General features: G+C 63.8%; 16 protein-coding genes. 11 read left to right on the top strand and 5 right to left on the bottom strand.

Features of this window, described 5'->3' with window-relative positions; genetic code table 11:
- Positions 1 to 1590, bottom strand: a complete 1590-nt coding sequence (locus Q358_RS0105465) for a peptide chain release factor 3 (RefSeq protein ID WP_027961134.1) — start codon at positions 1588 to 1590, stop codon at positions 1 to 3.
- A 143-nt stretch (positions 1591 to 1733) separates the two neighbouring features.
- On the opposite strand from Q358_RS0105465, the gene Q358_RS0105470 reads away from it, so the two are divergent.
- Positions 1734 to 3011, top strand: coding sequence for an ATP-binding protein (locus Q358_RS0105470; RefSeq protein WP_027961135.1), 1278 nt, complete (start codon positions 1734 to 1736; stop codon positions 3009 to 3011).
- Between the two features lie 28 nt (positions 3012 to 3039).
- A complete protein-coding gene (locus Q358_RS0105475) occupies positions 3040 to 3579 on the top strand; it encodes a response regulator transcription factor (protein ID WP_027961136.1) in 540 nt (179 codons plus the stop codon).
- Positions 3580 to 3586: 7 nt separating this feature from the next.
- On the opposite strand, the gene Q358_RS0105480 is transcribed toward Q358_RS0105475, so the two are convergent.
- Together Q358_RS0105480 and hybE are read right to left on the bottom strand one after the other, a co-directional pair.
- The gene (locus tag Q358_RS0105480) at positions 3587 to 4354 is read right to left on the bottom strand and encodes a 3-hydroxybutyrate dehydrogenase (protein WP_027961137.1); all 768 of its coding nucleotides are present in this window, start codon (positions 4352 to 4354) and stop codon (positions 3587 to 3589) included.
- Between the two features lie 113 nt (positions 4355 to 4467).
- Positions 4468 to 4926 (bottom strand): [NiFe]-hydrogenase assembly chaperone HybE, encoded by a 459-nt coding sequence (gene hybE, locus Q358_RS18790; protein WP_027961138.1) that lies wholly within the window; start codon positions 4924 to 4926, stop codon positions 4468 to 4470.
- Positions 4927 to 5130: 204 nt separating this feature from the next.
- Between hybE and Q358_RS0105490 the strand changes: the two genes are divergently transcribed.
- The 5 genes from Q358_RS0105490 to Q358_RS0105510 all read left to right on the top strand — a co-directional run bounded on the left by Q358_RS0105490 (position 5131) and on the right by Q358_RS0105510 (position 7813).
- Positions 5131 to 5352, top strand: coding sequence for a response regulator (locus Q358_RS0105490; RefSeq protein WP_027961139.1), 222 nt, complete (start codon positions 5131 to 5133; stop codon positions 5350 to 5352).
- A complete protein-coding gene (locus Q358_RS16620; protein ID WP_425402538.1) occupies positions 5322 to 5576 on the top strand; it encodes a peptide-methionine (R)-S-oxide reductase in 255 nt (84 codons plus the stop codon). The genes Q358_RS0105490 and Q358_RS16620 overlap by 31 nt, the downstream gene beginning before the upstream one ends.
- 113 nt (positions 5577 to 5689) lie before the next feature.
- Positions 5690 to 6511: an inositol monophosphatase family protein gene (locus Q358_RS0105500; protein ID WP_027961140.1), complete on the top strand. Its 822-nt coding sequence runs from the start codon at positions 5690 to 5692 to the stop codon at positions 6509 to 6511.
- A 159-nt stretch (positions 6512 to 6670) separates the two neighbouring features.
- Positions 6671 to 6946: a GrxA family glutaredoxin gene (locus Q358_RS0105505; RefSeq protein ID WP_027961141.1), complete on the top strand. Its 276-nt coding sequence runs from the start codon at positions 6671 to 6673 to the stop codon at positions 6944 to 6946.
- A 99-nt stretch (positions 6947 to 7045) separates the two neighbouring features.
- A complete protein-coding gene (locus Q358_RS0105510; protein ID WP_027961142.1) occupies positions 7046 to 7813 on the top strand; it encodes a VOC family protein in 768 nt (255 codons plus the stop codon).
- A gap of 97 nt (positions 7814 to 7910) precedes the next feature.
- On the opposite strand, the gene Q358_RS0105515 is transcribed toward Q358_RS0105510, so the two are convergent.
- Both Q358_RS0105515 and Q358_RS0105520 read right to left on the bottom strand, forming a co-directional pair.
- The gene (locus Q358_RS0105515) at positions 7911 to 8570 is read right to left on the bottom strand and encodes a CoA transferase subunit B (protein ID WP_027961143.1); all 660 of its coding nucleotides are present in this window, start codon (positions 8568 to 8570) and stop codon (positions 7911 to 7913) included.
- A gap of 58 nt (positions 8571 to 8628) precedes the next feature.
- A complete protein-coding gene (locus tag Q358_RS0105520; RefSeq protein ID WP_027961144.1) occupies positions 8629 to 9330 on the bottom strand; it encodes a CoA transferase subunit A in 702 nt (233 codons plus the stop codon).
- A 214-nt stretch (positions 9331 to 9544) separates the two neighbouring features.
- Here Q358_RS0105520 and Q358_RS16625 point away from each other — a divergent pair, with 214 nt between their 5' ends.
- Genes Q358_RS16625 through Q358_RS0105540 form a run of 4 tightly spaced genes read left to right on the top strand, consistent with a single transcriptional unit; the run spans position 9545 to position 12889 of the window.
- On the top strand, positions 9545 to 10495 hold the full coding sequence (locus tag Q358_RS16625) for a LysR family transcriptional regulator (RefSeq protein WP_051530201.1): 951 nt from the start codon (positions 9545 to 9547) through the stop codon (positions 10493 to 10495).
- A gap of 39 nt (positions 10496 to 10534) precedes the next feature.
- A complete protein-coding gene (locus tag Q358_RS0105530) occupies positions 10535 to 11404 on the top strand; it encodes an acyltransferase (protein ID WP_027961145.1) in 870 nt (289 codons plus the stop codon).
- A gap of 14 nt (positions 11405 to 11418) precedes the next feature.
- Entirely contained in the window at positions 11419 to 12288 is an 870-nt protein-coding gene (locus Q358_RS0105535) for a LysM peptidoglycan-binding domain-containing protein (RefSeq protein ID WP_027961146.1), read from the top strand.
- A complete protein-coding gene (locus Q358_RS0105540) occupies positions 12275 to 12889 on the top strand; it encodes an alpha-ketoglutarate-dependent dioxygenase AlkB family protein (RefSeq protein ID WP_043487710.1) in 615 nt (204 codons plus the stop codon). The genes Q358_RS0105535 and Q358_RS0105540 overlap by 14 nt, the downstream gene beginning before the upstream one ends.
- Positions 12890 to 12965: the final 76 nt, after the last annotated feature.

The raw sequence follows: 12965 nt of genomic DNA on the forward strand, positions 1-12965 counted from the left end.
TCAGTGCTCCCGGGTCGCCTGGAAGCGAATCTCCGGCCAACGCTCCTGGGTCATCTGCAGGTTGACCCGCGTCGGGGCGATATAGGTCAGGTAGCCGCCGCCGTCGATGGCCAGATTGGCACTCGCCTTGCGCTTGAACTCCTCGAGCTTCTTGGCATCGTCGCAGTAGATCCAGCGCGCCGTATTGACGTTGACGCCCTCATAGATGCAGTCGACCTTGTACTCCTCCTTGAGGCGATGGGCGACCACGTCGAACTGCAGGGTACCCACGGCACCGAGAATCAGGTCGTTGTTGTCCAGCGGCATGAATACCTGGGTGGCCCCCTCCTCGGAGAGCTGCTGCAGGCCCTTCTGGAGTGCCTTCATCTTCAGCGGGTCCTTGAGACGCACCCGCTTGAACAGCTCCGGGGCGAAGTGCGGGATACCGGTAAATCGGATGTCTTCGCCCTGAGTGAAGGTATCGCCGATCTGGATGGTACCGTGGTTATGCAGGCCGATGATGTCACCGGGCCAGGCCTCTTCCACCTGGGCGCGATCGGAGGCCATGAAGGTCAACGCGTCCGCTATCTTGACGTCCTTGCCGATCCGCACATGGCGCATCTTCATGTTCTTCTCGTACTTGCCCGAACAGACGCGCAGGAAGGCGACCCTGTCGCGGTGCTTGGGGTCCATGTTGGCCTGGATCTTGAACACGAAGCCGGTAAAGCGCCCGTCGTCGGCTTCCACATTACGCAGGTCGGTGTCGCGCGGCTGGGGGGGCGGCGCATACTCGACGAACCCATCGAGCATCTCGCGCACGCCGAAATTACCCATGGCGGTACCGAAGTACACCGGCGAGAGCTCGCCCCGGCGGTAGGCCTCCAGGTCGAACTCATGAGAGGCGCCGCGGACCAGCTCCACCTCCATGCGCAGCTCCTCGGCCTGGTCTTCGCCCAGCACGGTATCCACCTCGGGATTGTCGAGCCCTTCGATGCACTTGTCGTCGGGAATACGGTTACCCTGGCCCTGGGTATAGAGATGGATCGTATCGTTGTAGAGGTGATAGACCCCCTTGAAGTGCCGGCCCATGCCAATGGGCCAGGTCATTGGCGCACACTGGATATTGAGCACCGTCTCGACCTCATCCATCACCTCGATGGGGTCGCGAATATCGCGATCCATCTTGTTGATAAAGGTCAGGATCGGCGTGGTACGCAGCCGGCACACCTCCATCAGCTTGATGGTGCGCGCCTCGACGCCCTTGGCCCCGTCGATCACCATCAAGGCCGAATCCACCGCCGTCAGGGTCCGGTAGGTGTCCTCCGAGAAGTCCTCGTGGCCCGGGGTATCGAGCAGGTTGACCACTCGTCCACCATAGGGAAACTGCATCACCGAGGTGGTCACCGAGATACCGCGCTCCTGCTCCATCTTCATCCAGTCGGAAGTGGCATGGCGGTCGTTGCGCTTGCTCTTCACCGAGCCGGCCATCTGAATGGCATTGCCGAACAACAGCATCTTCTCGGTGATGGTGGTCTTGCCCGCATCCGGGTGCGAGATGATGGCAAAGGTACGTCGAAGCCCGGTCTCATGGGCCTGTATCAGGTCTGACATTAGGGTCGCCAATTTGTACTCGACGCGGCACCCGGTGAATACCGGGCGGCATCGAGAAAGGAGTTTGGCGCATATTCTACGCCCTCACCGGGGCGAAATGTAGGCCGAACGCGCTATCATGGCCCAGACGTCAAGGAGCCCATATGCCCACCACGCAGCCACTTCCGCTCTCCACCCCCAACCGCAACCTGGTCCGCCTGACGATCGTGCGTGGCATCACCTGGACCGGGTTTCTCGCCGCCATCATCTTCGGGGTCGAGGTGCTCGACTTCGAGCTCGAGGTGGCCGCGGTGATCGGGGTCGTGCTGATCATGGCGGTGATCAACCTGGCAACCTGGTGGCGCCTGGGTCGACACCGTGCCGTCACCGACGGCGAATACCTGCTCCACCTGCTGGCCGACGTTGCCGGCCTGACATCCCTTTTCTACTTTACCGGCGGCGCCAGCAACCCCTTTATCACTTATTACCTGGTACCGGTCACCATCGCTGCCGCCACCCTGCCATGGCGCTGCGCCTGGATCATTGCCGCGACCTCCATGGCCGGTTACAGCGCTCTACTCGCCTTCCACCACCCGGTGCCCCAGTTGACCGGTGGCCATTACGGCCCCGCCGAGAGCCTGAACCTGCATATACTGGGCATGTGGCTCAACTTTGCCCTCTCCGCGGGCCTGGTCACCTTTTTCATCTACAAGATGGCTCACGCCCTGCGCAGCAGGGAACAGGCGCTGTCGCGGACCCGCGAGGCGGCCCTGCGCAATGAACAGGTGCTGGCCGTTGCCACCCAGGCCGCCGGCACCGCGCATGAGCTGGGGACTCCGCTCTCCACCATGGCGGTGCTGCTCTCCGAAATGCGGGAGGAGGCCGGCGAACAGCCCATGCTGCTGAAGGATATCGACCTTCTCCGCCGACAGGTGGACACCTGCAAGTCACGGCTGCAGCAACTGGTGGAAAGCGCCGACCGTCGGCGCATGGCAAGGCCTCAGATCACGGATGCCGAGCTCTGGGTGGCTGGAGTGGTACAGCGCTGGCTGGTGCTGAGACCCGACGTCAACCATCTCATGGAGGTAGCCGAACATCGCAAGCGCGCCAGGCTCGCGGTGGACACCACCCTTGAACAGGCATTGATCAACCTGCTCAATAATGCCGCCGATGCCAATCCCGACGATATCGCCATCAGACTCGACTGGCACGACAACGAAGTGATCATCGACATCCGGGACCATGGCCCCGGGGTGGCCCTGTCCATTGCCGATCAGCTGGGCGAAACCTTCGTCTCCACCAAGAGCAAGGGGATGGGCATCGGGCTGTTCCTGACCCATGCCACCATCAACCGCTTCGGCGGTGGCGTCAGCCTATATAATCACCCCGAGGGTGGCACCCTGACCGAGGTCGTGCTGCCACGCGCGGCCGCCAACGAATGAACTCATCCACCATCCAAGCGAGAGCCCCATGCCAGACACGCCCCAACGCATGCTGATCATCGACGACGACGAGATGTTCTGCCATGTACTCGACCGCGCCATGACGCGCCGTGGCCATGAGGTCGTGGTTGCCCGCGACGCCCAGGAGGCTCTGTCCCTGGCGCGTCAGCATCGTCCGACTCTGGCGACACTGGATCTCAAGCTGGAACACGAGTCAGGTCTCAAGCTGCTTCCGGAGCTTCTGGAAGTGGTTCCGGCGTGCCGGATCGTGATCCTGACCGGTTACTCCAGCATCGCCACGGCCGTGGAAGCGATCAAGCTGGGAGCGGTCAATTACCTGTGCAAGCCGGCCGATGCCGACGAGGTGCTCGCCGCCTTCGAGAAGGATGACGGCGATCCGCAGATAGAGGTGGCCGAGCAGCCGCCCTCCATCAACCGAATCGCCTGGGAGCATATCCAGAAGGTGCTCCAGGAGCACGACGGCAACATCTCCGCCACCGCCCGGGCCCTGGGCATGCACCGACGCACCCTGCAGCGCAAGCTACAGAAGCGGCCGGTGCGGCGGTAAGCCGGGCTTACTGCGCCGTCCACCCCAGATCGATATTCCAGCTCGCACCGGTGACGGCGCCGGCCGAATCCGACGCCAGGTAGGCCACCAGTTCGGCGACCTCGACCGGCTCGATCAGGCGCTTGACGGCGGCATTCTTGAGCATGATCTGTTCGATCACCTCCTGTTCCTGCATGCCGTGCATCTGCGCCTGATCGGCGATCTGGTTGTCGACCAGCGGGGTCTTGACATAGGCCGGGCAGATGGCATTGGCCGTGATGCCCTGGCCGCCACCCTCCAGCGCCGCGGTCTTGGTCAGGCCGATCATGCCGTGTTTGGCACTGATATAGGCCGACTTGCCCGGCGAGGCCACCTGGGCGTGTACCGAGGCGATATTGACGATGCGGCCCCAGCCATTCTCGCGCATGGAAGGCCAGACGGCCTGGCTCAGCAGGAAGGGGGCGGTCAGCATCAGGTCGATGATCTGACGCCACTTCGCTTCCGGAAATGTCTCGATGGGCGATACATGCTGGATGCCGGCGTTGTTGACCAGGATGTCCACCCGCCCGAAACGCTTGATGGCCTCGGCCACGGCCGCCTGGCAGGCCTCCCCATCCGTCAGGTCGGCCTGGAAGAAGCTGGCACCGGCTTTCTCCGCCACCTCCCGGCCCGCGGGGTTGAAGTCCACCGCCAGCACCTGATGGCCCAGCTTACAGAAATGGCGAACCACCGCCTCACCGATACCGCTGCTGGTGCCGGTGACAAGGGCGACACGGGGGGTAACGGACGCTGACATGGGCAACTCCTTGCTGAATAAGTGGGGCTTGCGGGTAGATAGCCGAAAAACGTGCTGCACGACCAGCATAAGGGGATACCGCTATGCCACGCCACCCCGAATGAGGCGGCGAATCACTCGCCGCCAGGCGCGCCGTCCCGAGATTCTTCTTGGCGTACCATGACCCGCTCCATCATCCGCTGGGCCAGCCGGCTGGCATCCTGACGCGAGGCCACATCGCCGAGGTCATCGAGCAGAACCAGGCGCCAGCAGCCGACCCCTTCGCCCAGCGTCACGGCTTCCATGGGGTAACGGCCGGAGGGCAGCGACAGACTGCAATGCTCCCCGGCGGCAGGCATGGATGCCTCCGGCTCGGCAGGCAGCATCACCAGCCAGAGTGATACCGGCGTGACCAGCGCCCCCACCAGCTGCTCGCCATGTTCGGGCAGGCGATAACACTGAAAGCACAGCGCATCGGCGGCCAGCCGTGGGTTGAACTGGGGCAGGGTCTTGGACTCCCGCAGATGGCTGGCGGTCCAGGCCTCGGCGAGTCGCCGCAGGCGTTGATACTGTTCCGGCGTCAGGGCATGCATGGGTCTCTCCATATCCACATAGCGGTGCCAGTACGGCCGTTCATGCGGGTCTCGAGTGGTTGGTGGCGTCCTGGCACAGGGCATGATATAGCGACGCGAAGGATCCGCCCATCCAAGCGCGTGTCCTTTTGCCAGGCCGACAGGGTATGGCAATGGTTGACTATAACAAGGGTTGAGAACGCAGGATGATAGAGCGATGACACCATGACACGAAACGTACTGATTATTGAAGATAATCGCAGTATCGGCGAACTGGTGGGGATGCATATGACCGACCTTGGCATGCATCCGATGCTATACGAACTGGGCGATTCCGGGCTGGAACGCTTTCTTCAAGGCGGTATAGACCTGGTCATCCTCGACCTGATGCTGCCCGGAATGGACGGTCTCTCCCTGTGTCGGGAGATCCGCGCCAGGCCCGGTTAGAAAGGGAGGACAACACCTTCTTCATGAAGCGCACCGAGATCCGCAGCCGATACGCCGACTCCCACCTCGGGCATGTGTTTAACGACGGCCCGGAGCCCACGGGGCTGCGCTACTGCATGAACTCCGCGGCGCTACGCTTCATCCCCCTGGAACACATGGAAGAAGAAGGTTACGGCGCCCTGGTGAGTCAGGTGACAGAAGACCGCCAACACGGCGCCAACTGACAGGATCACTCGTCGGCCCCAGACCAGCCATCGGCGCCAGCCCGACAAACTGCTAGGCTGGTGGCACACGCCATCCAGCCCAGCAAACCCAGTCCAGCGCAAAGAGCCCCACCATGACCGATAACGAACGCCTGCAGCATGCCCTGGCGATTGCCCTGGAAGCGGGGGAACATATCCGCCAGGCACGCGATCACCAGGATTTCGGCCACCGCTACAAGGCCGGCGAGGAGCTGGTGACCGATATCGACGTGGCGGTGGATCGCCTGATCCGCGACCGCCTGGATGCGGCCTTTCATGGCGAGGCTCGCCTCAGCGAGGAGCTCTCTCCCGACCGCAGAGCCCTGGCGGTCGAGGGCCCCCTTTGGGTCGTCGACCCCATCGACGGCACCGTCAACTTTGCCCACGGCCTGGCCCATGTGGCCGTCTCCATCGCCTGGCTGGAGCATGGAGAGACCCGTATCGGCGTCGTCCACGCTCCCTTCCTCGGCGAGACCTACACGGCGATCCGCGGCGAGGGTGCCTGGCGCAACGATCTGCCGATTCACGCCAGCCGCCGCAAGGAGCTGAGCCGCAGTCTGGTCGCCACCGGCTTTCCGTACCGCCGCGACAGCCGGCCACCGCTGATGCGGCGACTGGGCGCCGTGCTCGATCATTGCCAGGACGTGCGCCGCAACGGTTCGGCGGCCCTGGACCTCTGCGATGTGGCCTGCGGCCGCCTGGATGCCTACTACGAGAGCGTGTCTCCCTGGGACTTCGCGGCCGGCTGGCTGATTGCCGGCGAAGCCGGTGCCCGTACCGGCCATCTCTATCCCTGCCCCGAGGGCATCCCCGCGGCCCTCTACGGAGAGAATCTGCTCGTCTCGAGTCCCGGCATTCACGCCGAGCTGGGCGAGTTGCTGCGGCGTGCCGATGCCGGAGAGCTGGAAAGCCCCTAGGTCGATGGCCGAGCAGGCCGCCATCGCCAGGTATTGAGACTCTCAATAGACATTCTCAATGGCCCGGCTCGCCAGGGCCTATTGGCCAGAATCTGGCCTATCACCGATAATGGGCGCCCCTGATATTTTCATCCGCGCCCCTGGCGCCCAGGAGTTTCCATGTTCGTGACCATCTATGGCCGCCCCGGCTGCCCCTTCTGCGTCTTTGCCAAGGACCTCGCCCAGCGCCTCGAGGCCGGCGGCGCCATAGAGGGCTTTCGTTATGTCGACATGTACGCGGAAGGGCTGACCAAGGCCGACCTCACGGTTAAGGTAGGCCAGACCGTGCATACCGTGCCCCAGGTGTTCCTCGATGCCACCCCGGTGGGCGGCTTCTCCGAATTCGATCAGTACGTACGCGAACACGGCCTGTTGGCCACCGCTCCAGCCAACTGAGATCCCCACCGCTCGGCCGCGTGGTCCGGGCGTTGAAAGCTCTCTACCCTCGGCGCCTATACTTCCTGCCAGTCCACGACGACAAGGGAAGCGCTTTCGATGCAGAGAGCAGAGTTCATTCAGCAGTTATGGCTGGATTTCATCCATCAACACCCGAAGATCGGTGGGCTGCGGTTGTGGGCGCCGAATGCCCCGGCCGAATACCTTGCCCTGCTGACTCTCAACCACAGTGATCACGGCATGGACGCCCTGCTTCCCTCACTCGAGCATTTCGGTTACCGCATCCGACACCGCCACGCCATGGCCGACCGTGGGCTGCTGGTCAACCTGCTGTCCCCACCACAGGAGGGTCCCTGGTTCGCGGTCGCCGAACTCCAGACGGGAACCCTGCCCCGACACGCCAGGGCATTGCTCGAGAACCTCGTCGACCTGGCCCCCCAGTCGGCCCACCGAGGGCCCAACCGACTGTGTCGTGGCCGCCCCTGGCCCATGCCCGACTGGGATAGCTATCAGACCCTGTACCAGGCTCACCCCCTGGCGGCGGCGCTTGCCATCAACGGCCCTCGCCTCCATCACGTCGGCTATGATTGCCAGCGCCTGGGTACCGCCCTGGAGGACCTGCACCGCGGAATGGAAGACGCCGGCTTTGCCGGGACGGCGGACCGCCAGCATGGCCTCTTCCCCATTTCCCCGCTGATTCAGTACCGCTTCTATCCTGGCGGGTCGCATCCCCTGCCGTTCGCCGAGGGTGACGAGCACCGAGTCGAGACCGGGGGGGTCGCGCTGGTACAGAAATCGGTGGGTGCCGACCAGGAACGGGCGGTCGAGCTGCTGCTGCCCCACCATACCCGCTGCGAGATCAACTGAGCGTCATCCACAGAATTTGTGGATAACGCTGTGCAACACTGGCGCTATTGCCCCGCCGCATCGACTCTGCGGCGGACGGTCACAAAATCATCGCCGATCAATCGAAGGTCATTTCCGGCACGTGGTCGGGCACGACCAGCGTGCCGGCCGTCAATGACTCGATCTCTTCCACGGAGACCCCAGGGGCACGCTCCCTGAGGTGGAAGGCGCCGTCCTTGATCTCGAGGTAGGCAAGATCGGTCAGCACGCGGTTGATGCAGCCGGCACCGGTAAGCGGCAGGTTACAGGACTCGAGAAGCTTGGATTCACCGTGCTTGGAGGCATGAGTCATGGTGCAGATGATGTTCTCCGCGCCGGCCACCAGGTCCATGGCGCCTCCCATGCCCTTGATCAGCTTGCCGGGGATCATCCAGGACGCGATGTTGCCGTTCTGGTCGACCTCGAACGCCCCCAGAACGGTCAGATCCACGTGTCCCCCGCGGATCATGCCGAAGGATTCCGCGGAGTCGAAGATCGCCGCGCCGGGCCGCGCCGTCACGGTCTGCTTGCCGGCGTTGATCATGTCCGGGTCGACTTCCTCCTCGGAGGGAAAACGCCCCATGCCGAGCAGGCCGTTCTCGGACTGCAGCATCACGTCGATGCCCTCGGGGATATAGTTGGCCACCAGGGTGGGGATACCGATGCCGAGGTTGACGTAGAAGCCATCTTCCAGCTCACGCGCCACGCGCATTGCCATCTGTTCGCGAGTCAGTGCCATCTTGTTGCCTCTTTGTTCGATGAGAAACGGTCGGTGGGAAACGGTCGTGATGCACGCCTCAGGCGTCGCGCACGGTACGCTTCTCGATGCGCTTCTCGAAGGATCCCTTGATGATGCGATCGACATAGATTCCCGGGGTGTGAATCTGGTCGGGATGGAGCTCGCCCGGCTCGACGATCTCCTCGACCTCGACCACGGTGATCCTGCCGCAGGTCGCCGCCAGCGGATTGAAGTTCTGGGCGGTGTCGCGATATACCACGTTACCGTAGCGATCGGCCTTCCAGCCCTTGACGATCGCGAAGTCCGCGTGGAACGCCTCCTCGAGGATATGCGGGCGGCCATTGAACTCGCGAACTTCCTTGCCCTCGCCGATGGGCGTGCCGTACCCCGTGGCGGTGTAGAACGCCGGGATCCCCGCGCCGCCGGCACGCATCTTCTCGGCCAGGGTACCCTGGGGCGTCAGGACGACCTCGATTTCCTCGTTGAGCATCTGCTGCTCGAACAGCGCGTTCTCGCCCACATAGGAGGCATGGATGCACGAGATCTGCTTGTCCTCCAGCAGCAGGCCCAGGCCGAAGCCATCGACGCCGCAGTTGTTGGAGAGCACGGTCAAATCCTTAACGCCGCGACGCTTGATCTCGGCGATCAGGTTCTCGGGAATGCCGCAGAGGCCGAAGCCACCGGCAGCGACGGTCATGCCGCTCTCGATGCCTGCCATCGCCTCTTCGTAGGAGTTAACGCGCTTGTCGAATCCGGCCATTGGGGCGCCTCATGTCGTTTGGCTGACGTACTCGGGAATGTGGCTAGAGTACTCGGGGAAAAGAAGGGACTCGGGAAGAATCGTGGGCCTGTCGAGGCCCTGAGTCCAGTGTTACCCCGGGAAATATATTTGTTAAGTTTGTTTTTTTTATCCTTTAATCTATAAGACTCATTAATCACACCTTCGTCGCATGCCTGTTTCGAGCGCCCTTGCCATGACCACCAAGCAGCTCCGCGCCTTCCTCGCCGTCGCCCAGACCCTGAGCTTTACCCAGGCCTGCGAGCACCTGCACCTCTCACAGCCGGCCCTGAGCCTGGCGATCAAGGGGCTCGAGGAGAGCCTTGGCGGCCGACTGCTGACCAGGACCACGCGCAGCGTTCGCCTGACGCCCGAGGGCGAATCGCTGGTCCCGCTGGCCAAGCGGCTAGTGGCCGAATGGGACAACACCGAAGAGCTCATGCGCCAGCGCTTCACCTTGCAGATGGGCCGACTCGGCGTCGCCGCCATGCCTTCCTTCGCCAGCAACCTCCTGCCTACCGCCCTGATGGCTTTTCGGCAGCGCTATCCGCGCGTCAACATCACCGTGCATGACGTCATCAACGAGCAGGTCATCGACATGGTGCGTAACGGCCAGGTGGAGCTGGGTATCGCCTTCGAACCCGAGGCCACGGGAAGCCTCGCCTTCACCCCCCTGTTCGATGACCGCTTCGTCGCCGTGGTGCCGCCCCGCTCGCTGCTGGCCAGGCAGGCCACACTGCGCTGGGAAATGCTGCTGACTCACGACTTTATCGCCCTCCAGCGCCCCTCCATGGTGCGTCGCCTGCTGGAGCGGCAGCTGGCAACCGAAGGCATGTCCCTGCCGACCGCCTTCGAGAGCCATCAGCTTGCCACGGTGGGTCGCATGGTCGCCAGCGGCCTGGGGGTCAGCGCGGTTCCTTCGCTATGCCGCCGTCAGATGGAGGAGCTCGGTGCCTGCTGCCTGACACTGGAAACGCCCGCCATCGAACGAGCCGTGGGCATCCTCACCCACGGTGAACTCTCCACCGCGGCCCTGGCCCTGAAGGAGGTCATCGTCGAGAGTCAAAACGCTCCTGCCGGCCCCTCAAGCGTCAATGAGACGGATACGTTGCCCCGGGCGCTGGGCAGGCGCCCGACGATCCTTTAGCATTGCCCAGATTCTCACCAACGACCCATGGAGAGCGGCATGTCGACCCTCAGGGGCATTGTCAGCCTGCTGTTGCTTACTCTGACCACGCTGATCTGGGGGGTCCCCCTGCTCATGATGACGCTGGTGAAATTGCTGACCCCCGGGCATCGATGGCGCCTGGCGGTCCTCAAGGTGATCAACGCCATCGCGCTTAACTGGATCGGGCTCAATCTGTGGTGGATGCGACACTGGCTGAAACCGCAGCTGGACATCGAGCTGCCCGAAGGCCTCTCTCGCCGGCGCGGCTGGCTGGTGCTCTCCAACCACCGCAGCTGGACCGATATCTTCGTGCTCTTCTTCGCCATGCACCGGCGCATCCCCATGCCACGCTTCTTCCTCAAGCGGGTCTTGATCTGGGTGCCGATCGTCGGGCTGGCCTGGTGGGCCCTCGAATATCCCTTCATGCGCCGCATGACCGCCGAGCAGCGTGCCCGTCACCCTCACCTCGCTCGCCGCGACCAACAGGCCACGGAGCGCATGTGTGACCGGGCCCGGGAGATGCCCATCGCCATCTTCAACTTCGTGGAAGGCACACGCTTCACCCCGGTCAAGCATGCCGCCCAGGGGGCGCCTTATCGGCACCTGCTGCGGCCTCGTGCAGGCGGCGTCGCCCAGGTGCTGAACCTGCTCGGCGACCAGCTCGCCGGCATCATCGATGTCACCCTCCACTACGACAATCCGAACCCGAGCTTCTGGGGCTACCTGTGTGGCCATGAGGGTCGCATCGTGATGCAGACCCGTATCCTGTCGATCGAGGACTGGATGCACAACGGTAACTACCAGGATAACGCCAGCGACAAGGAACGCTTCCAATCATGGATCAATGCGCTTTGGCACCAAAAGGACGAACGTCTCTCGCACTTCTGATCGGCCTGTTGGTACTGCTCCTCGCCGGCTGCGCCGCCCAGCAGAAGGACGGTGCCACACGTGATGCGGCCGAAGCCTCCCGCCGCGGTAGCTGGGTTATCGTGCAGCGTGGCGATACCCTCGGCACCCTGGCACAGCGCGCCGGCGTGCCCCTGGAGCGGCTGCAGCGCTTCAACCCGGGCGCCGACTCCCGACGCCTGGCGGTGGGCCAGCGACTGCTGATGCCGACCCAGCGTGAACGCGCGCCCTACCAGGGTCCCTATCGCTATCAGGTGCGTGCCGGGGATACTTACACGAGTATCGCTCGACGCTTCAAGACACGTGCTTCGCGCCTGCAGAAGGCAAATCCCGGCGTTGCCTCGACCCAACTTCGCGTCGGACAGCTGATCAAGGTACCGCTATCGTCTGGCGGTGCGGCCCGCGCGTCGGCTTCCGGAGGAAGTTCCGGGTCGAGTGGATCGAAGCCCGCGCGACGCGCGAGCCTTCCGGACCCCGGCGATCTGCCGGGCTCGGCTCGCCGCTGGCCCTGGCCGCTGGACGACTACCGTATCGTGCGTGCCTATGGGGCCGACAGCCGCGGCACCCTCCAGCCCATGCTGCTGGCTACCGACAAGGGGGCCACGGCCAAGGCCGTGGCGGCCGGTGAGGTACGCTATGCCGGCAGCATGCGCCAGCTCGACCAGGTGGTCATCGTTCACCACGCCGATAACCTGCAGAGCGTCTATGCCCAGTGCAAGCGACTCATGGTGAAGGATGGCAGCACCGTGAAGCCGGGCGACCCGCTCTGCGAGGTGGGCTACAGCAGCGCCACCGAACGTCATGACCTGCTGTTCGACCTGCGCCACGGCGGCAAGCCGGTGAATCCGCGCCGTGTCCTGCGCTGAGGGGCTCACCGGCGTGCTGGAAACGCCTCCGTTATGGGTCAAACCGGGATTTCTGGCCCGGGTCGAGGCCGATCACCTGCTGGCCCACCTGGACCAGTGCCTTGACTGGCAACGGCCCAGGCTTCACCTGTATGGCCGACAACACCTCATCCCACGCCGCCAGGTTTGGATGGGGGACCCCGATGCCCGCTACCGCTACTCCGGCCAGGGCTTCCTCCCCGTCCCCTGGCATCCGCCGATCGCGGACCTGAGAGACCGGGTCGTCAACGCGGTTGACGCCGCGGGAACCGCCCCACGCTTCAACAGCGTCTTGATCAACCGCTACGCCGACGGCAACGACCGCATGGGCTGGCATAGTGACGACGAGCCCGAACTTGGCGGTGACCCGCAGATTGCCGCGGTCAGCCTGGGCGCCGAGCGTCCGCTGCGCTTTCGCTGGAAGAACCGCCAGGCCCCGGCCTTCAACCTCTGGTTATCCCACGGGAGTCTCCTGGTGATGGGTCCGGGGGTCCAGTCGCGGCTTCAGCATGCCCTGCTGCCCCGACGCATCCCGGGCCTTCGCATCAGCCTTACCTTTCGCCATGTCCTGCCCCGGGGGTGATCCTCAAGCTTGCCTCGCGGCGCATGCCCGAATGGATAACGGTATATAAACTGTCAGTCTGCCGAAACCGGTACCA

Source organism: Halomonas halodenitrificans DSM 735 (assembly GCF_000620045.1).
GTDB classification, from domain to species: domain Bacteria; phylum Pseudomonadota; class Gammaproteobacteria; order Pseudomonadales; family Halomonadaceae; genus Halomonas; species Halomonas halodenitrificans.

What these genes read in the sequence shown, in the direction of transcription:
- hybE (WP_027961138.1), bottom strand. Translation starts at nt 4,926, where the DNA reads ATGCATGCCCTGACGCCGGAACAGTATCAACGCCTGCGGCGACTCGCC.
- Q358_RS0105500 (WP_027961140.1), top strand. Translation starts at nt 5,690, where the DNA reads ATGACCGATAACGAACGCCTGCAGCATGCCCTGGCGATTGCCCTGGAA.
- Q358_RS0105480 (WP_027961137.1), bottom strand. Translation starts at nt 4,354, where the DNA reads ATGTCAGCGTCCGTTACCCCCCGTGTCGCCCTTGTCACCGGCACCAGC.
- Q358_RS0105520 (WP_027961144.1), bottom strand. Translation starts at nt 9,330, where the DNA reads ATGGCCGGATTCGACAAGCGCGTTAACTCCTACGAAGAGGCGATGGCA.
- Q358_RS0105475 (WP_027961136.1), top strand. Translation starts at nt 3,040, where the DNA reads ATGCCAGACACGCCCCAACGCATGCTGATCATCGACGACGACGAGATG.
- Q358_RS0105490 (WP_027961139.1), top strand. Translation starts at nt 5,131, where the DNA reads ATGACACGAAACGTACTGATTATTGAAGATAATCGCAGTATCGGCGAA.
- Q358_RS0105530 (WP_027961145.1), top strand. Translation starts at nt 10,535, where the DNA reads ATGTCGACCCTCAGGGGCATTGTCAGCCTGCTGTTGCTTACTCTGACC.
- Q358_RS0105510 (WP_027961142.1), top strand. Translation starts at nt 7,046, where the DNA reads ATGCAGAGAGCAGAGTTCATTCAGCAGTTATGGCTGGATTTCATCCAT.
- Q358_RS16625 (WP_051530201.1), top strand. Translation starts at nt 9,545, where the DNA reads ATGACCACCAAGCAGCTCCGCGCCTTCCTCGCCGTCGCCCAGACCCTG.
- Q358_RS0105515 (WP_027961143.1), bottom strand. Translation starts at nt 8,570, where the DNA reads ATGGCACTGACTCGCGAACAGATGGCAATGCGCGTGGCGCGTGAGCTG.
- Q358_RS0105470 (WP_027961135.1), top strand. Translation starts at nt 1,734, where the DNA reads ATGCCCACCACGCAGCCACTTCCGCTCTCCACCCCCAACCGCAACCTG.
- Q358_RS0105505 (WP_027961141.1), top strand. Translation starts at nt 6,671, where the DNA reads ATGTTCGTGACCATCTATGGCCGCCCCGGCTGCCCCTTCTGCGTCTTT.
- Q358_RS0105465 (WP_027961134.1), bottom strand. Translation starts at nt 1,590, where the DNA reads ATGTCAGACCTGATACAGGCCCATGAGACCGGGCTTCGACGTACCTTT.